Annotated in this window: 17 protein-coding genes; 9 read left to right on the top strand and 8 right to left on the bottom strand. The window is 64.3% G+C overall.

Annotated elements, in window-relative coordinates; translation table 11 throughout:
* Nucleotides 1–270: 270 nt before the first annotated feature.
* Genes AC6CIE_RS06075 through AC6CIE_RS06065 form a run of 3 tightly spaced genes read right to left on the bottom strand, consistent with a single transcriptional unit; the run spans nt 271 to nt 7598 of the window.
* On the bottom strand, nt 271–3540 hold the full coding sequence (locus AC6CIE_RS06075; RefSeq protein WP_498091662.1) for a hybrid sensor histidine kinase/response regulator: 3270 nt from the start codon (nt 3538–3540) through the stop codon (nt 271–273).
* A gap of 9 nt (nt 3541–3549) precedes the next feature.
* Nucleotides 3550–4785 carry an EAL domain-containing response regulator gene (locus AC6CIE_RS06070; protein ID WP_498091660.1) on the bottom strand — a complete coding sequence of 412 codons (1236 nt, stop codon included), beginning with the start codon at nt 4783–4785 and terminating at the stop codon, nt 3550–3552.
* The gene (locus AC6CIE_RS06065; RefSeq protein WP_498091658.1) at nt 4782–7598 is read right to left on the bottom strand and encodes an ATP-binding protein; all 2817 of its coding nucleotides are present in this window, start codon (nt 7596–7598) and stop codon (nt 4782–4784) included. Before AC6CIE_RS06065 ends, AC6CIE_RS06070 begins: the two co-directional genes overlap by 4 nt.
* Nucleotides 7599–7735: 137 nt before the next feature.
* Here AC6CIE_RS06065 and AC6CIE_RS06060 point away from each other — a divergent pair, with 137 nt between their 5' ends.
* The 7 genes from AC6CIE_RS06060 to AC6CIE_RS06030 all read left to right on the top strand — a co-directional run bounded on the left by AC6CIE_RS06060 (nt 7736) and on the right by AC6CIE_RS06030 (nt 14775).
* Nucleotides 7736–8503: a hypothetical protein gene (locus tag AC6CIE_RS06060; protein WP_175121535.1), complete on the top strand. Its 768-nt coding sequence runs from the start codon at nt 7736–7738 to the stop codon at nt 8501–8503.
* Between the two features lie 37 nt (nt 8504–8540).
* On the top strand, nt 8541–8897 hold the full coding sequence (locus AC6CIE_RS06055) for a hypothetical protein (protein ID WP_498091656.1): 357 nt from the start codon (nt 8541–8543) through the stop codon (nt 8895–8897).
* Nucleotides 8898–9376: 479 nt separating this feature from the next.
* Entirely contained in the window at nt 9377–10453 is a 1077-nt protein-coding gene (ydiK, locus tag AC6CIE_RS06050) for an AI-2E family transporter YdiK (RefSeq protein ID WP_175121533.1), read from the top strand.
* 596 nt (nt 10454–11049) lie between these two features.
* The gene (locus tag AC6CIE_RS06045) at nt 11050–11757 is read left to right on the top strand and encodes a pseudouridine synthase (protein ID WP_495603368.1); all 708 of its coding nucleotides are present in this window, start codon (nt 11050–11052) and stop codon (nt 11755–11757) included.
* Between the two features lie 269 nt (nt 11758–12026).
* A complete protein-coding gene (locus AC6CIE_RS06040) occupies nt 12027–12968 on the top strand; it encodes a S66 peptidase family protein (protein WP_498091654.1) in 942 nt (313 codons plus the stop codon).
* A 138-nt stretch (nt 12969–13106) separates the two neighbouring features.
* Nucleotides 13107–13451: a helix-turn-helix transcriptional regulator gene (locus tag AC6CIE_RS06035; protein ID WP_175136502.1), complete on the top strand. Its 345-nt coding sequence runs from the start codon at nt 13107–13109 to the stop codon at nt 13449–13451.
* A 16-nt stretch (nt 13452–13467) separates the two neighbouring features.
* Nucleotides 13468–14775, top strand: coding sequence for a type II toxin-antitoxin system HipA family toxin (locus tag AC6CIE_RS06030; protein WP_498091652.1), 1308 nt, complete (start codon nt 13468–13470; stop codon nt 14773–14775).
* Between the two features lie 7 nt (nt 14776–14782).
* Here AC6CIE_RS06030 and AC6CIE_RS06025 read toward each other — a convergent pair whose 3' ends face one another.
* The 3 genes from AC6CIE_RS06025 to AC6CIE_RS06015 all read right to left on the bottom strand — a co-directional run bounded on the left by AC6CIE_RS06025 (nt 14783) and on the right by AC6CIE_RS06015 (nt 17611).
* Nucleotides 14783–15247: an Rrf2 family transcriptional regulator gene (locus AC6CIE_RS06025; RefSeq protein ID WP_286896287.1), complete on the bottom strand. Its 465-nt coding sequence runs from the start codon at nt 15245–15247 to the stop codon at nt 14783–14785.
* Between the two features lie 89 nt (nt 15248–15336).
* Nucleotides 15337–16221, bottom strand: coding sequence for an SAM-dependent methyltransferase (locus AC6CIE_RS06020; protein WP_175121529.1), 885 nt, complete (start codon nt 16219–16221; stop codon nt 15337–15339).
* A 40-nt stretch (nt 16222–16261) separates the two neighbouring features.
* Entirely contained in the window at nt 16262–17611 is a 1350-nt protein-coding gene (locus AC6CIE_RS06015; RefSeq protein WP_175121528.1) for an APC family permease, read from the bottom strand.
* Nucleotides 17612–18148: 537 nt separating this feature from the next.
* Here AC6CIE_RS06015 and AC6CIE_RS06010 point away from each other — a divergent pair.
* Both AC6CIE_RS06010 and AC6CIE_RS06005 read left to right on the top strand, forming a co-directional pair.
* Nucleotides 18149–18535: a DUF6152 family protein gene (locus AC6CIE_RS06010; protein WP_498091650.1), complete on the top strand. Its 387-nt coding sequence runs from the start codon at nt 18149–18151 to the stop codon at nt 18533–18535.
* Nucleotides 18536–18548: 13 nt separating this feature from the next.
* Nucleotides 18549–19034, top strand: a complete 486-nt coding sequence (locus AC6CIE_RS06005; RefSeq protein WP_175185263.1) for a DUF6644 family protein — start codon at nt 18549–18551, stop codon at nt 19032–19034.
* An 8-nt stretch (nt 19035–19042) separates the two neighbouring features.
* Here AC6CIE_RS06005 and AC6CIE_RS06000 read toward each other — a convergent pair whose 3' ends face one another.
* Nucleotides 19043–19978, bottom strand: a complete 936-nt coding sequence (locus AC6CIE_RS06000; protein WP_498091648.1) for an SMP-30/gluconolactonase/LRE family protein — start codon at nt 19976–19978, stop codon at nt 19043–19045.
* Nucleotides 19979–20132: 154 nt separating this feature from the next.
* On the bottom strand, nt 20133–21794 hold the full coding sequence (locus AC6CIE_RS05995; RefSeq protein WP_175121524.1) for an arylsulfatase: 1662 nt from the start codon (nt 21792–21794) through the stop codon (nt 20133–20135).
* Between the last annotated feature and the right edge of the window lie 18 nt (nt 21795–21812).

The following is a 21812-nucleotide window of genomic DNA, read 5'->3' as shown; positions in this document are numbered from 1 at the left end:
CACGGGGAAGCCGGTCCGTGGCTGGCCCCGCCAGGCTGAGAGCGCCAGGAATTTCGGTACGTCCGTCGGTGACCATTTTATGTTCAAACTCCACTGAAAAGGCGAGGAGAAACGGTTGGGCTGCAGGCAGAAAACGCGCGAAGCAGGCGGCCAGGGCTGCTGAGAAAGCCGCTGAATCTACCGCCCGATACCCATTCAATACATAGACAAGCTTCGAAAGCCAGTCGGCATCGGCGCAATATCGGATTGTTCGGCGTCCGAATTTGAAGGCTAGACCTGGGCCAGCGTATCGCGCAGCAGCTCGACCACCGCATGGCTTTCAGCCAGGGCAGCCGCATTCAGCCCGGCGCTGCGCAACTGCTCCTCCAATGCTTCCAGGCGTTCCGTGATTGCGGTCATTTGCATGACGCTCAATGCGCCGCGCATCCGGTGCAGCGTGCGGCTCAACAAGCGTTGGTCGTTCGTTTCGAGGGCCCGGACCATCTGTGCGATATCGGCTTCCATCGTATCGACGAACAATGCGCGGTACTTTTCCGGCACGGCCGGCGCGGGCTCGGGTTGGCGCGTTGCGCGCGGCGGGGCCGTGGCGTCGGCAATGTCAGCCGATGGCGCACGGCTTCCCTGAAGATGCCGTCGCAATGTGGAAAGGCTGATGGGCTTGACCAGCCAGGAGGTCATGCCCGCCGCCAGACAGCGCTCTTCTTCTTCGCGCATGGCGTTGGCGGTGACGCCAATGACGGGAACGGTGGCGCCTTGGGCCCGCAATGCCTTCACGAGTTCATAGCCATTCATGCGCGGCATGTTCACGTCGGTCAGGACCACGTCGTAACGCGTAAGCCCCCACAACATCAGCGCTTCCGCGCCGTCGGACGCCAGGGTGACCTCGCAGCCGAGTTGTTCGAGTTGATGCTGCAGCGTCGCCTGATTGATCGGATTGTCCTCGGCGACGAGGATCGACAGGCCAAGCGGGGCTAAAGCGCTGATGTCGGATTCGGGATCCACGGTATGTTCTCCGCGAACCGCGGCCAGGATGCCGGCCGCAATGTGTTCGATGCTGGCAATGACCCGGACGGTGCGCGCGGTGGGTGGCTTGGCGCTTGCGCTGGCCAGCACGTGGTGGCCGGCCCAGTCGTGCAGGTTGCCGCTGCCCGGATTCAGGACATCTACAAGGATGTCGTCTGGCGTGCCGGCGGGCAGGGGAGCGGGCGCGGGAACTGCCTTGGCGCCCCAGCGTTTCAGCCACTGGCTGATGTTTTCGGACAGTTCGTGATGCGGGCTTCGGACGTATACGGTCAGGCCGCTCAAGTCGGGCGGGCTGAATGGCTGGCCGGCTGCCACTTGTAGCGGCAAATCCAATGAAAAGCTGCTGCCCAGCCCGAGTTCGCTGGTGACACTGATGCTGGTGCCCATCAGTCCGGCCAGGCGTGCGCAGATGGATAATCCGATGCCAGCGCCGCGCACGGTATGTGAGCCGCTGTCGATCTGATAGAACGGCACAAAAAGCTGCGCCTGTCCTTCCTTGGGGATGCCAATCCCCGTGTCGACCACCTGCAGCCGTAGATGCGTGCGGTCGGCCAGCACTTGCGCCACTGTCAGCCGGACGATCACATGCCCGGAGTCGCTGAACTTGATGGCGTTGCTGAGCAGGTTGCTGAGGATCTGGTGGATACGCACGGGGTCGCCCGTCATCCATTCGGGCACGGCGACGTCCACGCAGCAAAAGAGCAGCAGCCCCTTCTGTTCGGCCATCGCCGCGTAGGCGTTGGTGCATTCTTCGACCAGTTCGCGGGGGTTGAACTCCGAAAACTCCAGCGCGAGTTGCCCGGCTTCGATCTTGGTGATGTCCAGAACGTCGCTGATGAGCTGCAGCAGGATCGCCGACGAGCTTTGCATGCGCTCCAGGTGCTGACGCTGTTCGGCGTCCAAGGTGGTGAGGCTCATGAGTTGCAGCGTGCCCAGCACCCCGTAGAGAGGAGTTCGGATCTCGTGGCTCATCGTGGCCAGGAAGGTCGATTTTGCTTCGTTGGCCCTGTCTGCCTCGCGCTTGGCCTCCGTCAGGGCCTGCTCAACGACCGCGCGGGCGCTGATGTCCGAGAAGGCGCACAACACCACGTCCTGGTGGTTGTAGCGGGTAGGTGCATAGGCCACGTACAACGGACGTCCATCCGTGGCCTGAAAACTGGCGATCGTGCCCGGACCGGCTGCGCCGAGCACCTGCCTCAGGAACAGGTTGGTCTGCGGCGAGTTGTCCAGCTCCCGGCCGGCCTCCGCGCCCAGCCATTGAAGCGCCAGGCTGTTGCCGAATACGACTTCACCGCCGGGCCGCGCCAATACGCACAGCGCCACGGGTGCGGTCTCGATCAATGTCCGGCTGAATTCTTCCTTTTCGACGATGTCGCGTTGCGCATTCGAGGCCGGGGCGATGACGTGGCGGCTGTACCATCGCGAAGACATGATGCCGGTCCCAAGGCTGAGCAGAATCAGCAGACCCGCGATGGCGGGCAGCCAAAGGTTGTCCTGGAAGAAGGCGCCATAACTGACGCGATAAGTGCCAGTCCAAACTCCCGACGGGTCCGTGATACGCAGCACGATCCCTTCCGCCGTGTATTCCAGGCCGTCCTTGGTTCCGGTCGGTCCGGGCGGTTCTCCGAGCAGCAGCCCCTCGCTGCGGTGCGTCAGCCAGAACCCGCCGTGCAGCGGCTTGCGCAGGGTCTTTTCGAAGATGTTGATCCGCTGATGATTGAATTGCGTGGCCGCGTAGACGGCAGACGTTCCATCCCGTGCCGTGGACCAGACAGATTGCGGCATGTCGGCGTACAGCAGGCCCAGCATGCTGCCGGAAAGCGCTTCCAACCTGAACCAATGGACGCGTCCGGATCTGGGAGGGTCGCGATGCCCGGGAAGGTCTTGATCAATAAGGCGTTGGCGGACCGTCTGCAGGCGGCGCAACTCCGTTCTGATGGCGTCGGTGACTGTCAGGAAAGCGGTGGGACTCAGGCGCTCATACCCCGACACGGCGCCGACGGCGGGCACGCTCATGCTGATGCTGTCCGACTGGTTGACCAGGAAGATCGTGGAGGCGGGATAGTAGGACGCCGCCCAGTAGCTTGAATAGAAGTCCGCCACGAACTCGCCCAGGTTCGCAAGGCGGCGGCCTGCGGTGGGGCAGTCAGAGGCCTGCTCGCACGCCAGCGAGAAAGCCATTTCCGCGTAGGAATGTTGACCTTCAAAGAGCTGCATGCCGAAACGCTCTGGCACGTCGGTCGCCTGCAGGGTGATTTCTGTCGAGAGGTTTTCGGCGGGCAGCGAGGGGCTGTGGGCGCGGAGCTTTCCCAGGAATTGCTCCTGGGCCTGGATGTAGCCGACCAGAATGGAGAAGTCGAGCTTCAGACGATCGCTCTCTTGCTCGACGATGCGGTTCAGTCCCCAATAAAGCGCACCGACCAGGACCAGGGCAAAGGGCAAGATGCCGAAGAGGGCGAAATTCAGCCAGCGAGAGGTACGGGTGATCCGGGCAAACGGGGTATCGGGCTTTCGCATGGCCGGTTCTCACCGATACTCAGGATTTGCCGCCTGCCGCTCGCTGGCGAGCATCTGGCTGAAGCGGTCGGAGGTGACGGCGGGGGATATGAAATACCCCTGGACGCAGTCGCAGCCGATGCGGCGGAGGAACGCGAGATCGTGGGCGGTTTCCACGCCTTCGGCGGTGACCTGCAAGCCCAATTGCCGCCCGAGCCGTACCGAAGACACCAGCGCCGCCGACCGGCTTTCGTCGTGTGCCGCGCCACTGACAAAGGCGCGGTCGATTTTCAGTTCGGTGAACGGCGTCGAAATCAGGCTGTACATGGAGCTGTATCCTCGGCCAAAGTCGTCCTGTGCCAACCCGAAACCCTTCAACCGCAATCGGCTGGCCCCCATATAGTATTGGCCTTGTATGGTCGGTGTCTCGTCCTCGAGTAGTTCGAAGGTGATTTCGGACGCCGCCACGCGCTTGGCCGCCACGATTTCCTCGAGGTCGTCGGGCAGATCCGGGTCGTCCAGGCACTGGGTGGGCAAATTGACGGAGACGGGCACCCGAAAGCCCATCTGGCGCCAGTGCATGTGCGCGTTCAGCGCGGCTTCCAGGATATGTCGCAGCAGAGCCTTGTCCAGCCCGTGCGCCCGCACCGCGGCGAGAAATGTGTCTGGCGGCAGGCAGCCGAATGCCGGGTGCAGCCACCGCGCCAGCGCCTCAGCGCCCACGATCCGCCCGGTGGCAAGCGATTGTTTGGGCTGGAACCATGCTTGCAGGTGCCCCTGATGCAGCGCGTTATCGATCGCGGCACGGTCCAATACGGGGCCCGTCGTGCGGCGCACGAGTTGCGGTTCCGTGGGTGCCGTTGATTCAGGCGGATTGCGGCTGAGCAGGCCGGCCAATTGGGAGGCGTGGTGCGGGGTAAACGGCTTGGAGAACGAGCCCAGCACGGCAAGTCCCTTTTCCTTGGCCATCATGGCGACGCTGTTGATGATGCCTTTGAGGCAAGCCGACACGATCGCCAGCATGGGAGGTTGTTCGTGCCGGGACAGCCGGTCGATGAATTGCACGCCATCCATGCCGGCCATGTTCAGGTCGATCAGCACCAGGTGATACGGCTGCCGCGCGGTCTTGGCCAGGGCGGTCTCGGCGCAAGACGCCACATCCGCCCGGCCAAATCCGGCCGAAGCGAGCTGGTCGGCCAGGTGAACGCATTGAAATGGATGATCGTCCACGATCAGCACCCTGTACTCCGACAGCTTTCTCGTCATGCGGCTTCCTTGAACGGCATCAACGCCTGGCACAACGCGGCAATCGCCAGCGGTTTGAGCAGCACGGTGTTCATGCCGGCTTCCGAGCTGCGCCGCAGGTCTTCGGTGAAGGCGCTGGCGGTGATTCCCACGATCGGGCGGGTGTAGCCCTGGCTTCTGAGCGCGCGGGTGAGGGCGTAGCCGTCCAGCTCTGGCATGTGCAGGTCGGTCAGGATGGCGTGGAACTCGGGGAGTTCGGGCAGTGCCAACGCGTCGTTGCCGTCTGCCGCCACAACCACCGTGCATCCCAGGTGTTCAAGCTGTTCGCGCAGGATTTGACGACTGACCGGGTTGTCCTCAACGACCAGCAGGTGCATGTCGAGCGCGTCTCGCGACGGCTCCAGCGCGGGAAGCGTCTTGGTGGCGACGCTGTCCTGCGCCAGCCGGACCGCCGCGACGATGCTGGCGAGGCTATGGCTGTCGGCCGTCCAGGTGTTGCGAGCCGGCCGCGGCTGAACGCCCGGGGGTTGCGCAAAAACCCGAGCGCCGCTCCAGACGGCCGGCGTCAAATCGCGTGACCACGTTTCCACAAGGACGCTGCCCTCGCGCCGGCCATGGAGGGTGGTCTTATAGGGCATTGCCACGGCGCCGCAGTGACGCAACCACTGGCACAGATTCGCGACCACCTCGTTGTTGGCACCCCGCACGAAGACCGGCCTGGAATCCAGCCGCACACCCAGGTCCGTGCGCACACCGCCGACGCGCGGCAGGGTCAGGGTGAGCGACATGCTGGTGCCCAGGCCGGGTTCGCTGACGGCGCTAAGCGTTCCGTTCATCATCTCGGACAGGCGCCGGCATATGGCAAGCCCGAGGCCGGTGCCAGGGACATTCTGGTTATCACCGGATTCAGCACGGAAGTAGGGTTCGAAAAGCCGCGCGTGGTGCTTTGCCGAGATGCCCATGCCGGTGTCCGCCACCTGGAATTTCAGGGTGGCGAAATGCGCGTCCTGGCTGAGTACCTGCAAGCGCAGCACCACCTGCCCGGAACTGGTGTATTTGATGGCGTTGTTGACGAGGTTATTGAGGATTTGGCGGACGCGGGTCGAGTCGCCCAGAACTTGCGCCGGCGCGGCCACATCGGCCAGTGCGTACAGGTGCAGTCCCTTGGCGTCGGCGCGCGCCGCATAGGTGCCAATGACGCTGTCCAGCAACTGAACCGGCGAGAACTCCGAGGTTTCGAGCTTCAGGTAGCCGGCCTCGATGCGCGACAGGTCCAGCGTGTCGTTGATGGAGCTGAGCAGGGTTGCCGAGGACTGCTGCATCGTATGAAGGTAGTGCTTCTGCTGGGCGTCCATGGCGGTCAGGCCAAGCAGTTCAAGCGTGCCAAGGATGCCGAACAGCGGTGTCCGGATCTCGTGGCTCATGGTGGTCAGGAACACCGTCTTGGCGTGGTTCGCGGCGTCGGCGTGCAACTTGGCCTGGGTGATGGAGTGCTCGACCCGTTTGAATGCAGTGATGTCGTTGATGCCGCAGAGGATGACTTCCTCGGCGCGATAGGTGATGGGCGCGAAGGTCAGGTACAGGCACCGTCCGTCGTCCAGCGGGTATTCGCGTTGGGCGCCATGACCGTCGTCGGCCAGCAGCCGGGCCAATAGTGCGGGGTCTTCCAGCAACCAATCCCTGGCGAGTTCGTTCGACAGCAGCGGCATGCCATCTGCCCGGCGCAAGAGACACAGGCCCACGGGCGCGACTTCGACCAGTCTTCGATTCAGGGACACGCTTTCTGCCAGGGCCTCGTACTGGCGCAGGGCGGGGGCGACGAGTTTCCGGCGGATGTGCCGAATGCCGACGATGACCGCAGCGCACAGCAGAAGCGCGCCGCCCAGCGTGGCCTGGATGGCGTAGGCGGCGTCATCCAGGATCCGGCTGATCGGCATGTAATAGACCAACCGCCAGCCGTCTTCGCCGACGGACTTGCTGAGCACGACGTAGCGGGGTAGCAGGCCGGATCCCCACAAGCCGAATGAGTCCTCGCGTCCGGCGTAGCGGCTTAGCCCCGCCAGGGTTTGCGCGTCGTCCGGACTATGCAGGACGGGCGCGCCATCCTGGTCATGCAGGAGGTAGCTGCCGCCCTGCAGCGAAGACGGGTCGATGGCCGCGTTGATGTCGCCGAGTTCCAGGCCGATCCATCCGGCGTTCGGCGTGGAAGCATCGACAGGCGTGTACAGATACAGGGGTTTGGCGTTATTCAGCTGAGGCTTGAGCCAACTGATGGCGTTTTGCCCGCCGTGCGCAGCGTTGGGATTGGCGACGGCGAGCTTGCGCGCGAGCCAGGATTGCGCGGCGTGATCCGGACCGGCGGGTTGGCCGGGGCGGGGCGTGAGATAGGTGGTCTGCCCATTTCGAACGGAACTGAAGAGCAGTTGCGTCTGCGCGAACGCAATGTCGTTGAGATCGCGCGGGGTGAGAATCAACGCCCAGTCGTAGGCGTTGGGACCTTCGTGCAGGGGGAAGACGTTGATCTGCCCTGTGTTGCCAAACTGACGCGGCGTTTCGGAGGCCGGCGCGGAATCGGTGTTGCGGACCAGGCTGGACGCCAGCGAGCGAAGCAGCGACTCCCGCTGATCGAAGAAGATCTGCGCGTTGTACGCGGCCGCGTTCATCTGGCGCCGGTAGGTGGAAACCGTGCTGGTGAAGGACCAGTAGAGCAGAAATGCAGCGGCCGCCGCGATGCAGGCGAGCAATGCGGCGGCGAAGAGATGCAAGAGCAGCGTGGGGGCTCGGGGGACTGGCTGGACGTCTGGCGAGAGGGTATTGGATTCCTTGACAGGCATGCGCCCATCGTAGGTATGGCCCCAAACGGCGGATGTAAGAAAACTTTGAAAATGCGCCGATGACGCGGGCAAATGGCAACGCAAATCGTACTTTTACGATTGGTTTGTGAAATTGTGATCCATAAACTCGTCGCCTTATGAACGCTATCAACCAGGCCGAATCCGCCTCACTCGTCAGCGAGCCGTTACGAATCCAACCCGTGCTGGACGCCAAAGGGGTTGTCCGCGAAATGGCGCTGGTCGGCGGTCACAGCCGCCTTACTTCCGCGTTGCTCGCCAATGCCGCTTCGGCAGATGCCTTGCGCCGCGCCGGGCGAATCTTCCGCGCGGCGGGCTGCATGGCAACGCTGTCGATGGACCATCCGCTCAACGTCCACTCCGATATCCTGCTTCCGCAGCAGCTGTGCCAGGATCTGCGCATTGGCGCCGTGGCTGGCGACCAATTGCGTGACACGCTGCAAGAAGCGCAGCTCAGCCAGCCCATCTATCCCTGCGCCAAGGTCACGTACAACGTCCCCCTCAGCGACCGCCTGGCGCAGGGCGCGACGCTTTTCCACAGCTACCAGGAACTGCAGCCTGCGTTACGCGTGCGGCTGCTGCCCTCGGCGCAAGTTCCATTCGGCACACTTCGCGCCACGGGCCTGCGGGTGGGCATCCCGGAAGGCATCTGTACCCGCCGCCCGTTGCAAGAGCGCTTCTTCAGCCTGCTGGGGCAAGCGTCACGCCAAGGCCTGAAGGTCTTGGCGCAAGACATCCGCAGGATCGACGACTTCAACTGGCTCCGCGCGCAGCCCGACGTCCTGTTTCAGGGCGAGGCCCTGTCAATCGCCTTGAGCCTTCAGTATGTCCAGGAGTGGCTGGCCAGCGCAGGCCCCAGCTGGCGCGCTTTTCAAATGGGGGCATAGAAAAAGGCCACACCGCGGATCCGATTAAAATCCGCGCATGCTTCCTACTCAAGTCATTTTGGCGCTGCTGGTGCTACAGCTTGCGCTGCTTATTCCCCTGGTCGCCGTGGGCATCCAGCTCATACGCTGGTTACATTGGTGCTTTCTTGCTTCCCCCCAGACTCGGGGCGAGCGCCCTCGGTTCACTGGTCCGGTGCTGGCCCTGATTTTCAGCACGCTGGCGGCCACCGACTTCATCGGCTTTGAACCCTTCCCAACCCTGTCGCAAATGTATCCCGTGCCGGAGGGCGCACGCGCCTACTTCACGGTGGCGATGCTGGCCCTCGCGGTCTGGTGCTGGGCGTATTCCGGCGCGATCCGCAGCCGGATTCGCACGATGCTGGGCATTTCGTAGCCCTTGCGCCCGACGGTAGCAACGTTCGGCCCATCGGCGGGTCAGCGTCCCGGGTAAGTTCCCTGGAATGGTTCGTTGTTGGGCTCGCCAAAATCAGACCGATGGTAATTGGCGGGGTCGGAATGGGTTGCGCGCGCGGCGTGCGACCCGTCGGAGCGGTGAGAATCCATGTAACTGCAGCCGCTCAACACGATTGCCAGCAATACGCCGGCGAAAGCCATGCTTTTCATGGCACACCTCCACACTGTTTGCCTGCGCCCCGGACCGGCGAACCCGGCCGGCCGCAGCGGCAAGCCGAGCAAGTAATGTTCCCATTCAGCTTCGCGCGGATTTCGGATACATTCGATTGATCGCGATGGCTGGCAGGGCGGGCGCCGCCAGTCCGCATCCACCGCAACCTGGGGCGAAAGCCCCGCCAGGAGCCGCGGGTGATACCACGCCAGTCCGTCGACATAGCCCGGGTTCTGCTTGTGATCGTCATGCTCTTGGCCTTGATGATCGGCAGCCTGTATGTCCTGCGTCCCTTTCTGCCCGGGCTGATCTGGGCCACGACCATCGTGGTCGCCACCTGGCCGGTGTTGCTCTCGATTCAGCGGCACTGCGGCGGGCGGCGCTGGCTGGCCACCGTGGCAATGCTGCTCATCCTGCTGTTCGTGATCGTGCTGCCGTTGTATCAGGCGATCTCCACGCTGGCGCTGCACGGCGGCGCCATCATGGCGGCCGTCAAGAGCCTGCCCGACTATGCACTGCTGGCGCCGCCGGCGTGGATCGGCAGCATTCCGCTGGCCGGCCCCCGCATCGCCCAGGAGTGGCAGACGTTGTCGGACGCGGGCGCTGGCGGGTTGCTGGCGCGGATTGAACCGTACCTGACCACCGCCGCGCACTGGCTGCTCGGTCACGCCGCCATCGTCGGCGTGTTCGTGATGCATATGCTGATCACCGTGATCATCGCTGGCATCCTCTACAGCAAAGGCGACATTGCGGCCGATTTTGCGCGGCGCTTTGCCAACCGGCTTGCGGGCCAGCGCGGCGTTGCCGCGATCAGGCTGGCCGCGTCTGCGATCCGCGCGGTGGCGCTAGGCATCGTTGTGACCGCCGTGGTGCAATCGGCGCTGGGCGGCATCGGGCTTTGGATTGCGGGCGTGCCTGCGGCGGGGATTCTGACCGCGCTCATGGTGATGCTGTGCCTGGCGCAGCTCGGCCCGTTTCTGCCCATGCTGGGCGGGGTCGCCTGGCTGTTCCAGAACGATATGAAGCTGGCGGCCGCCGTGCTGCTGGTCTGGGCCATTGTGGTGGGAACGCTGGACAACCTGCTGCGGCCACTGCTGATCAAGCGCGGGGTGAACCTGTCGATGCTGCTGATACTTTCCGGCGTGTTGGGCGGCATGTTCGCCTTCGGCATCGTCGGATTGTTCATTGGTCCGGTGATTCTGGCGGTGACGTCGACGCTGCTCAAGGCGTGGATCGATGAAGTGCCGCCGCCCGCAGACGTCTACCCAGACGAAGCCGCCTTGAACGTGGACCCGCCCGACGGACCGCGGCAGAAAAGGGCGTAACATCCGTCTCAAGGTGCGGGCCATGTGGCCCGCTTTTCGCAATACCCGGCAACACCGATGACAATGCTTTCTCTCCTGGCGCCTGCAGGCGTGACTGACCTTTTCCTTCACCGTTTCAATCCGCTGCATCAGGAGGGGGGACGATGAGCAACACGATGCGGCCCACCAAGCCCGGCACGCTCACGCTGACCTCTCGTCCCGCCAAGCGCAGCGCGGCAAACCGCAGTGCACGTCCGGCGAGATCGGACGAGTCCGCTGCGACGAGCAAACCGTTCCAGCGTGCCCCGGCTGGTCAAAGCCGGGGCGTCTCCAACGCCGGAAAGACTGACGCGTTTGAGCGCAGGGCCATCGAATCCAAGGGAGCAGCACGTCGAGCCACTGAGGCGAAAAGCGGCGGGCCGAAAGCCACCGAACGCCAAAGCAGCGGACGCGCTGCAAGCGACCGCAAGCCCGGTGAATGCTATGGCGCTAAATCGCAAGCGGGCGGGCCCAAAGCCAGCGCGAAGGGCGCCGCCGCCCGGCCCGTGCGAAACACTTCCGAACGCCGCGATCGCTCCAACCCCTCCGCGCAAGCTGCCGCAAGCAACACCGATCGCCTGGCCAAGCGCCTGGCGGCCGAGCTGCCGTGTTCGCGCGGCGATGCCGAGCGCTACATCGAAGGCGGTTGGGTAACCGTCGACGGCAAAGTGCAGGAAGAGCCGGGGTTGCGAGTCGCGCCCTCTCAGGTTGTGAGCTTGCTGCCCGGCGCACGGCTCGAAGAAGGCCGTCCGGTCACCGTGCTGGTCCACAAGCCGGCCGGCATGTATGCCGACGACCAGCCCGGCTCGGCGCGCGACCTCATCCTGCCCGAGAACCTGATGCCCGGAGACCGGTCGGGCCAGCGCTACCTGAAACGCATGTTCAATGGGCTCAAGCTGGTGACGCCGCTGGAGCGCGCTGCGAGCGGCCTGGTCGTCTATTCCCAGGAGTACGCCGTGGCCCGCAAGCTGGTGGAGGAGGGCCGGCACGTGGAGCAGGAATATATCGCGCATGTCGAAGGCAAGCTCAGCGAAGCGGACTTGGCCCGTATGCAGCGCGGCATGGCCTATGAAGGGCGCGCCGCCACGCCGATGAAGGTCAGCTGGCAGAACGAGAACCACCTTCGCTTTGCGCTGAAGTCGCCCCCGCCGGGGTTCATTGAAGCCGTGTGCGATGCGGCGGGCTTGCGCTTGCTGGCATTGCGGCGTCTGCGGATCGGGCGTTTGCCGATGGCAGGCCTTGCCGCGGGACAATGGCGCTACCGGCTGGACTACGAGCGATTCTGATGGGCGGACCAACCAGCTCCCAGATTGCCGATTCTGTGTTCGCGGCGCATCCGCAGACCACGCCGCGCGTTGATGGCGGCTCCCCGGACGCCGGACGTCGACGGATGTTGTTCAATGCCGGCGCGCTTTGCCTGGCCGGCTTTGGCCTGGCAGGTTGCGCAGGCGGGCGGCAGGGTTCACCAAACGCCACATCCCAGTCTGCCCAGAATGCCGCCGCACGGCGCGACACCGCGCCGCCGCCTTCTCACGCGAAACCGGCGGCCGCACCCGTGCCTGCCCTGCGGCCCGGCGCGAAGGTCGCGATTGTGGCGCCTGCGTCCGCGGCGCCAAACGCCAGCGATCTTGCCGCGGAATGGCTGGAAGACCGGGGCTTCGTGCCGGTGGTCATGCCGGCATCGCGCACGCGGCTCGACGCCCCCTATGAATACCTCGCCGGTACCGACGCCCAGCGTCTGGACGACTTGCATGCCGCGTTTGCCGCGCCGGATATCGGCGCGGTGTGGTGCCTGCAGGGCGGTTTCGGCTCATGGCGGCTGTTGGACAAGCTGGATTTCGCGTTGCTTCACCAACATCCCAAGCCCTTCATCGGCTACAGCGACATCACGGCCCTGCATCTGGCCATGCAGCGCCACGCCGGTTTTGTGACGTTTCACGGGCCGATGCTGGCGCAGGATCTGGTCGCGGGCAAGCGCGAGCCCACTGAATCCCATCTGCTGGCCATGCTGGGCGGGCAGATCGGGCAGGGCGCCTGGATTCAGCCTCCCCCGGATACACGGGCGGTGGAACTGGTTGCGGGCACGGCAAGCGGACGACTGGTCGGCGGAAACCTGGCGCTCATCGCCGCATTGATCGGCTCCCGGCACGAGATCGATACCCGCGACGCCATTCTGTTTTTTGAAGACGTCAACGAGGCGCTGCCTCGCGTGGACCGGCTATTGAGTCAATTGGCCGCCGCCGGCAAGTTTGACGGTTTGAAGGGCGTGATCGTGGGCAATTTCACCCGCATCATCGGCACGAATCTGGAGGATGCGCAGGCGCAAAGCCTGCTGTATCCGCTGGTGATCGAACAGTTTGCCGCGCGCGGCATCCCGGTCCTGGCCGGCTGGCCCAGCGGACACGGCGAACCCAATCTGACCCTGCCGCTGGGCGCGCGCGTCACGCTGGACACCGGGCGGGCGGCGTTGCGGCTGGATCAGGCCGTGACGCGGTGAGGAATGCGCCGCGGGACAGGGGTTTGCCTCATTAATGGCGCATTAGGTGCATTTGTGCACTATAAAAGCGACTTCCCTCCGTGAGAAGTTTGACTTATTAATAGTGCATTAACGCGTTTAAAGCACTATTATTGCGTCATGAAAAAGAAGATCGAACCCAGTTTCGAGGCGGCCGAAGCTTTGGCTCGTCTAGGTGCGCGCATCCGCACCGCGCGCTTGCGCCGCAACGAAACAGAAGCGATGCTGGCCAGCCGCATGGGGGTTTCGCGAGCGACCATCAACCGGCTTGAGCGCGGCGATGGGGGCGTATCCCTGGCGCTGGCATTTGAAGCGTTGCTGCAGTACGGCTTTGGCGACCAGTTGTTCGCGCTGGGAGATCCTGACCTCGATGGCGTCGGCAAGCGGCTGGATGCCATGCGCCGGCCCGCCCGGGGCAGCGGCAAGGCGCAGCATTCGCATCGCGCCGATCCTTCCAGCCTGTAACGCGGCGGTCGCCATCGTGCCAGCCAAAAAGCATAAAACCGTCGAAAGCGAGCTTTTCGTCTACGTGGATATCCGGGGCGAGGCCGTGTTGGCCGGAATCCTGACCCTGGACGACACCGACGAGAACCATTTTTTTGCCGAGTTCACGTATGTGCAGTCCTACGTGAACGATCCGCGCGCGTTTTCGTTGGACCCGCTGAATCTGCCCCTCACCGATTCGACGACCACATTCCGCACCGAAAGCCGCTATCAAACACTGGGCGCCATTTTCGATGCCGCGCCGGATGCCTGGGGCCGCAATGTGATGCGCGTGGACAATGCGGGCGCCCGGGTGAGCGAAAACGAAGTCCTGCTCAAGGGCCGCGGCATGGGCGTAGGAGCGCTGTTTTTCAGCGCCCGCCAGTTGACGCCCAACATGCGCAAGACCTACCGGCTGCCCGAAGTCAGCCAGCTCGAATCCCTGGCGGACCTGCTGACTGACATCGACCAGGGCATCAAGCCCAAGGGGCTGTATCGCGACATCCTGGGTAGTTCGTGGGATATCGGCGGCGCGCGTCCCAAAACGATCGTCCGGGATGCGGAAGGCGAGATGTGGATCGCGAAGTTTCCCCGCAAGGGCGAGTCCTACGACCGCCAGCGCGTGGAGTACGCCAACCTGCAGATGGCCCGCGCCATCGGGCTGAACGTGCCCGAGATCCGCCTGGCGCAGACGCATCTTGGCGCGGTGCTGCTGACGCACCGGTTCGACCGCGAGCTATTGCCGGTCCAGCAAGGGGCGGATCCAGTCATTGCGCGGCGGCATTTCCTGAGTGGCGCTTCCCTGATCAGCCCGTCGGTCCACATCGGCAAGCGCGAGCTGGACGGGCCGCGCGGTAAAGCCACGTATTCCTACGCGCGGCTGGCCGACGTGGCGCGCCGCATCTCGTCGAATCCTGTGCAGGATCTGCTGGAGCTCTATGCGCGGATGGTCCTGAACGTGGCCGTTCACAACACGGACGATCACCTGAAGAACGTCGGCTTCCTGAAGGACGAAGGCGCGCACACCTACCGGATGTCGCCGCTGTTTGATGTGGTAACCCAGGAAGGGTCGGCGCGGCATTACCTGCATATCGGTGCTGAGGGCCGTGACAGCACCTTTGCCAATTGCCTGACCGAGTACCGGCGTTTCGGACTCCGGTCGGAAGCGGCCGCCCGATCGATCATCGACCGCGTCCTGGATGTGGTGCGCGAGCGCCAGCGATTTTACGAAGAAGCCGGGATGTCGCAGGCCGAAATTGCTCACGTCGAAGCGTCGTTGATGGCGTGGCGTCAGCCGTGGAAGTAGGGGGCGATCACCCCTCGTGGATGGCCTGCGGATCAAACGCTTGCCCGCGTTCCACCATGCGCGCGTGAAAATCGCGGCTCAGGGCGGCCAGCGTGACTTTGCCGAGCCGATCCAGAAGCAGACGCTGCGCCTCTTCGAACGCGTCGTCCAGCGACGCATTCACCGCCTCTTCCACCAGGCATCCCGGCGACTCGCTGCGATTGCCCATCGCAAAGATCTCCGGTGCGCCCAGGGCGTCGTAGATATCGCGCAACGTCACTGCGTTGAAGTCACAGGAAATCGTCCATCCGCCGCCGTGGCCTTTTTCGGAGCGGACCAGACCCTGCTCTCGCAGGCCGGCCATGATGCGGCGGATCACCACGGGGTTGGTCTGCATGACGCGGCCCAGGTCGTCGGAGGTCATGGGACCGGGGTGCTCGGCCATATGCAGCAGAACGTGCAGGACGCCGGAAAGCTTGCTGTCTCTTCTCATGCAACAGATGCTATTGCATGACGCCGGGGACGGTCAACGCGACGCGGCCACACAAGGCCGCGCCGCGCGCGACGTCCAACGCACGAAGATCAGCTCCGCTTGGCCTGCCAGTTGCCCTTGCCGGCGGCGGTGCCGCTCATGGTGCGGCCGTTCACGACGCCCGCATAACGCACGCCGTCGGCGGTGAAGGTGATCGACGTGCCGTCCAGGCGGGCGTCCGAGATCGGCACGGATCCCAGCTTGCCGGACAGCACCTGATAGTGCTGATCCAGCTGCAGCGTCTGGCCGCCCAGATCCCATTTGCCCTGAACCTTGGCCGGCACGATCCACAACAGCGCCGTGCAATAGGTCTGGCAGTTCTCGGTGACGGTCTCGGAGGCGTCCGGCTCCCAGTCGCCCATGCGGAACGTATTGGACACAACGCGGGTGCCGGCCGGCAGTTCCAGCAGCTTTGGCCGCAGCTTCTCGTTGATGGTCGACAGCAGGAACATCGTGATCACGTCCGCCTGCGACAGGTCTGTGGTGAAGAGATCCTGCGCCACAAAGGTGGCCCGGTCGGCCACGCCGGCGCGCTTGGCGTTCTGGCGCGACAGCTCGACCAGGTCGGGGTTGTACTCGATGCCTTGCGCGGTCAGGCCACGCTGCGCGGCCGTGATGACCGTGCGGCCATCGCCCGATCCCAGGTCCATCAGCCGGTCCTTGGGCGTGACCTTGGCCATGTCCAGCATCTTGTCCACGAGACTTTGCGGGGTCGGGACCCAGATGACGTCCTTGCCTTCCTGGCCGACGTCGGGCACATAGGCCTTTTGTTCCCCGGCCTTGGCGGGCGCCGCGGCGGTCTGCGCCATGGCGGCGCTCGCGCCCAACAGCGCGAATGCCATTGCCGAGGCCAGCATTGCGAGACGCAGGCGCGGGGTGAACGCCTGAACCGCGGACTTGGAAGATGCGTTGAAGCGTACGTTGGAGCGTTGCATGGTGAGGGTTCCTTGGACGAAGAGGACAGGGAAGAACCAGTTAGCCGATGGCCTGGGCGGGCTTGAGCAGTCGCATGAGCGGCACGCCGGCTGCCAGCACGGCCAACCCGATCAGGGCGCCGGCGCCGGCGTACATGGCGCTGGAAACCACCAGCCCGGCGCAGGTCAGCGCCAGCAGCAAGGGAGGCAGCGGAAAGAGCGGCACGCGGAAGGGCCGGGGGCGATCGGGATCCAGGCGGCGCAGGCGCCAGACGGACGCGGCCACCAGCATCATGAACAGCCAGAACACGGGCGCGGTGTACGCCACCATCGTTTGCACGCTGTTCTGGCTGAAGGCGCCCAGCGCCACCAGCGCCAGCGTGATCAGTCCCTGGGCCACCAACGCGCTGACCGGCGTTTCGTTGCGGTCGCTCCAGCCGGCAAGCGCCTGCAGCCGCGGCACGTCCCGGCCCAGCGCGTAATACACCCGCGCGCCGGTGATGATGGTGCCGTTGATGGTGCTGAGCGCCGTGGCGCAAATGGTCAGGCTGAGCAGTGCCGCGGCATAGGGGCCGGCCGCAAGCTGCATGACCTCGGCGCCCAGCGCGGGCGTGTCGCGGAGCCCCTGCAAGCCAAAGATTTCCAGCAAGGCGATGTTGGTCAGCACATAGGCGCCGGTGACGACCGCCGTGCCGATCAGCAGCACCCGGCTCATATTCCGCCCGGGGTCGCGCAGTTCGCCACTGAGGTACGCGGCTTCGTTCCAGCCGCCATAGGTCAGCAGCACGAACACCATGCCCATGCCCAGCAGGCCTGCGGTGTTGCCCGACAGCGGCGCGGGGTCCGGGGTCTTGAGCGCCTCGCCACCCGAAGCCGTCAGGCAGGCGATCAGCACCGCGGCCAGGGCGATCACCGTCAGCAGGGTAAAGACCCATTGCAGCCGCTTGGAATAACGCGTGCCGATCATGTTCAGGCCCGTCAGCACGACCACCGAGATGGCCGCGTGCACGGCCGGCCCTTGTGATCCCAGTGGCAACAGCCGGTTGGCATAGTCGCCGTAGATGAACGCCACGACCGCAATCGCCCCCGTCTGGATGACGGAGCAGCGCGCCCAGGCAAACATCAGCCCAACGCGCGCACCCCAAGCCCGGGTCAGATACAGGTATTCGCCCCCGGCGCCGGGATACGCCGAGCCAAGTTCGGCATAGCAAAGGGCGCCCACCAGCATGACGAGCCCCCCCGCGCACCACAGGCCGATATACATGGCGTCTGAATGGGCATGCTGCGCGACAAGAGGCGGGAAACCGAAGATGCCGATGCCGATGACGACGCCGACCAGCACCATGGTTGCGTCCATGACCGACAGGCCGGTGGGCGCGCGATTGTTCACGGCGTCAGGAACGGCGCTCATGGTTGCACGCCGCGTGGACATGGATCGGCATGCAGCGAAAGGGCGTGGAGAGAAAGGAGATCAGGGGGGCGCGCGGTGGAAGTGGAGGGCAGATTCGCGAGGAAACGCGAGCGGAGCAATGACATGCAATTCTCCCGGGGGTGGACGCGCGGAAACGGCTTCTGGGCAAATGTCGGCATATGCTGACAATTGCCTGAACATAAAGCGACCGTTACCGAACAGGGAAAGTTCCGCAGGGTTTTCCTGGGTGAACGCGGCAGGCGCAAGCGACGCGGGGCGCCATTTCGACTTCATCCGTTATCTCATTAATCGGCGTTAAGCTATTGATTAATTACCAGATAATTAAAAAGGAACAGCCGCAAGCTAAGGTAAATTCTTAGAAGTAAATTCTCAGGATTCGAGCGCTGATTTTTCGCCTCCCGACCGCCAAATAAATTCACACCCATCTCAAGAGTCGGCTGCTATCCTGCTTTTTCGCGCTCACGCCTGCGCCTTCGCGCGGACGAACGGCAGCCACCGCACTTCAGGAGCATCGACATGAAGCTTTCCCATCGCGCGTTGATCGCCGCACTGGCGCTGTCTGCCATCGGCGGCGTCGTCCCCTCGGCCATGGCGCACCACGGCTGGTCGTGGGCAGAATCCGAACAAATGACATTGCAGGGATCGGTCGAACAGGTGCAGATCGCCCCGCCGCACCCCACGCTCAAGGTCCGGGCCAAGGACGGCGTGTGGACGGTGGAACTCGGCAACCCCAGCCAGACAAAGGAAGCCGGATTCGTGGAAGGTTCCGCCAAGCCCGGCGATGCGATCACCGCCGTCGGCAACCGTGACCAGGACGCGGCCGCCAAACGCATGAAGGCCGTCCAGGTGACCGTGGGCGGAAAGACCTACGACATTTACCCAAGCCGCATCAAGAAACCCTGAGCACCCGCGCCGGATGCCTGAACTGCTGCGGCTTGCGCTCGAACACCTTGAATCCGTTCCGCCGGCGCTGTGGTTGCGCCGGTCCGGCGTTCTCTATCTGCTGGTGAACGCCGCGCATATTGGCGCCATCGGCCTGTTGATCGGGTCTATCGTGCCGCTGGATCTGCGCCTGCTCGGCATCCTGAAGCCGAACGCGCTGGCCGTTCTGGCGCCGGTGCTGGCGCGCACAGCCGCAACGGGCCTTGCATTGGCGGTGCTGACGGGCGCGTTGCTGTTTTCGGTGCGTCCGCTTGAGTATCTGGAAAATCCCGCATTCCTGGTGAAGATGGCGCTGCTGGCCGCCGGTGCGGTCAACGCCTGGCTCGTGCACCGGGGCCGCGCGTGGGCCGGCGTCGAAAACGGCGGCCGGCCAACCGGGATGCTTCGCGCGCAGGCAGGTGCGTCGCTGGCGCTTTGGCTGGGATGCCTGATCGCGGGGCGCTGGATCGGGTTTCTGTAGCGGCCCGGTCAGCAGTAAGGGACGCCCTGCGCATTCACATACAGCGCAAACAGGCATTGGCCGGTCACCATGAACAGCCGGTTGCGCCGCGCGCCGCCAAAGCACAGATTGGCGCAGCGGTCGGGCAGGGCGATGCGGCCGATGGCCGTGGCGTCCGGTGCAAAGACCATCACGCCGCTCAGTTCCGGACCCGGCCCCCAGCCGGCCCAAAGATTGCCGTCGGTATCGCAGCGGATGCCGTCCGGGATCGCCTCAACGCTTGCCTCCACAAACGTGCGCCCTTCATCCAGCGTGCCGTCCTCTCCAACCCCGTAGACCAGGATGCGGTTAGGAGAAGATCCGTTGTCCACGACATACAGCAGCCGTTCGTCCGGCGAAAAACACAGACCGTTGGGATTGTGGACGCCCCGGACCACGACCTGCAGCTCCCCGGTGCCGGGGTCCAGCCGATAGACGTGTGTCGGAAGTTCCGGGTCGGCCTTGAAGCCTTCGTAGTTGCTCAGAATGCCGAATACCGGATCGGAGAACCAGATCGATCCATCTCGCCGCACAACCACGTCGTTCGGCGCATTCAGGCGCTTGCCCTCGAACCGGTCGGCCAGCACCGTCACTGAGCCGTCGTACTCGGTCCGCACCACGCGCCGCTCGCCATGTTCGCAACTGACGAGCCGGCCCTGGCGGTCGCGCGTGTTGCCGTTCGTGTACCCGGAAGGCTGACGGTGCACCGATACCGCACCCGTTTCCTCGTCCCATTTCAAGAGGCGGTTGTTGGGGATGTCGCTCCAGATCAGGCACCTGCCGTCTCCGAACCAGATCGGGCCCTCGCCATAGCGGACACCGGTCGCCAGGCGTTCGATGCCCGCGTTATTGAGCCGGATATTGCGGAATCGGAGATCCAGCACCTCAATGGCCGGATCGGGATAGCGTTCGCTGGGTTCCCACATGGGACCTCCTGTAGCCGGGTCGCAAGCTGGCAGGCGGCTAGCTTGCCGGGATGGAATTGCCGCGTCCATCCGCCTGTAGCAGCAAGCCGCCTGCCCGGGCGGGTCCCGCGTCCGTGCGGTTCACCCGAATCAGGTGAACCGCGGCGTGCCGGCGTCAGTTTCCAGTGGGCAGGGAAAGCTTGAAGCCGTCCTTCGCCAGACTGTCGCGGATGTACTGGAACCGCTCGTAGCCGGACAAGGTCAGCGGTCCGTCATAGCCTTCGCTTTGCATCTTGCGGGGCGGGTAGTCGATGTACGTCTTCATCAGCGGCGCGACGGCGTCGTTGATCATGACCATCGTCCAGGTTCGCTCCGTGACGTTGCTCATGAAGATGTCGTAACGCTCCTGCGGGTCGGCCCACAGGTCGAACACCTGAGGCACGGTCGCAACATAGGACTCCGCGCCTTTCCACCCCAGGTTCGTGTCCACGGCAAGCCCGCCCGTCACCGCGCCGTCGTCGCCGCGCAGGTTGAACACCGCCTTGTAGTTGGCAACGCGCACGGCGCCCGGCGACAACTCGTTCTCGGTGAAGTAGAACCACGACTTGCGGTCGCACTTGCCGGTGCCAAAAAGGACGGGCGACATGTCATAGCTGTCGAAGATGATCGGCTTGTCTTCGCGGTCGTTCGTGGGCAGCTTCACGCCGGCAACCGCGGCAAACGTCGCCATCAGATCCAGGCCACCCACCAGGCTGTGATCTTTGGCGCCCGCGGCGATCTTGCCGGGCATCCACGCGATCGCGGGGACCCGGTTGCCGCCTTCGCGCACCGTTCCCTTTGTGCCGCGCAACGGGGTGTAGCCCGCATCGGGGTAGACGTCCTGCCAGGCGCCATTGTCCGTCGTGTAGAACACCAGCGTGTTCTTGTCCAGGCCCAGCTCGCGGATCTTGTCCATGATGCGCCCGATCCGTGCGTCCAGTTCCACGACCGAATCCGCGTACTTGCTCTTGGACATGGACTTATGGATGTAGTCGGGGTCCGGCATGTTGGGCTGGTGCACCTTCATGAAGTTGATGCTCATGAAGAACGGCTGCTCGGACTTGGCGTTGCGGTCCAGATAGTCCAGCGAGGCCTTTTCGACATACCGGTCAAAGAACGGAATGCCGACGACGCCTTCGCGGCCGTTGACCATGGGCGTGTCGACGTATTGACCGTTGATCTTGAACTCCTCGCGCGGCTTTTCGCCGGCGTTGCCGGACAATGCGCCCTTGGTGACGCGCTGGAACATCTCGCGCACGTCCGCGGGCATGTCCGGGAACCACGTGGGATCCGCGTAGGTGTAAGCGTTCAGGTGATAGAGGCCCGCATACTTCATCTCGTCGTAGCCTTGGGCGTTGGGCAAGGCGTAGTCCGCTTCGCCCAGATGCCATTTGCCCGTGAAGAACGTCTTGTAGCCGGCGGTCTTCAGCACCGACCCGAGCGTCCATTCGGCCGCCGGCAGGCCGCCGCCCTGGCCTTGAAAGGCCACGGTGGTCATGCCGCTGCGATTGGGGATGCGGCCGGTCTGCATCGCTGCGCGGCCGGGGGTGCAGCTGGGTTGCGCGTAGAACGAGAAGAAGGTCATGCCTTCGGAAGAGAGCCGGTCGATGTTCGGCGTTGGCATGCCGCGGCCGATGCCGCCGCCATACGGACCGAGATCGCCGAGGCCGGTGTCGTCGGAGACTAGCAGGATGATGTTGGGTTTGCGCTGATCCTGCGCGGAGGCGGGGGCACAGATTGCCGCTCCCGCCATGAGAAGTGCTGCGGCACCGCAAGTGAGCGTTCGTTTGGTCGCCATTTTCAACTCCGTCGTGTG

It is taken from the genome of Achromobacter sp. GQ309, from assembly GCF_059759315.1.
This window is presented reverse-complemented; position numbering and strand designations above follow the sequence as displayed.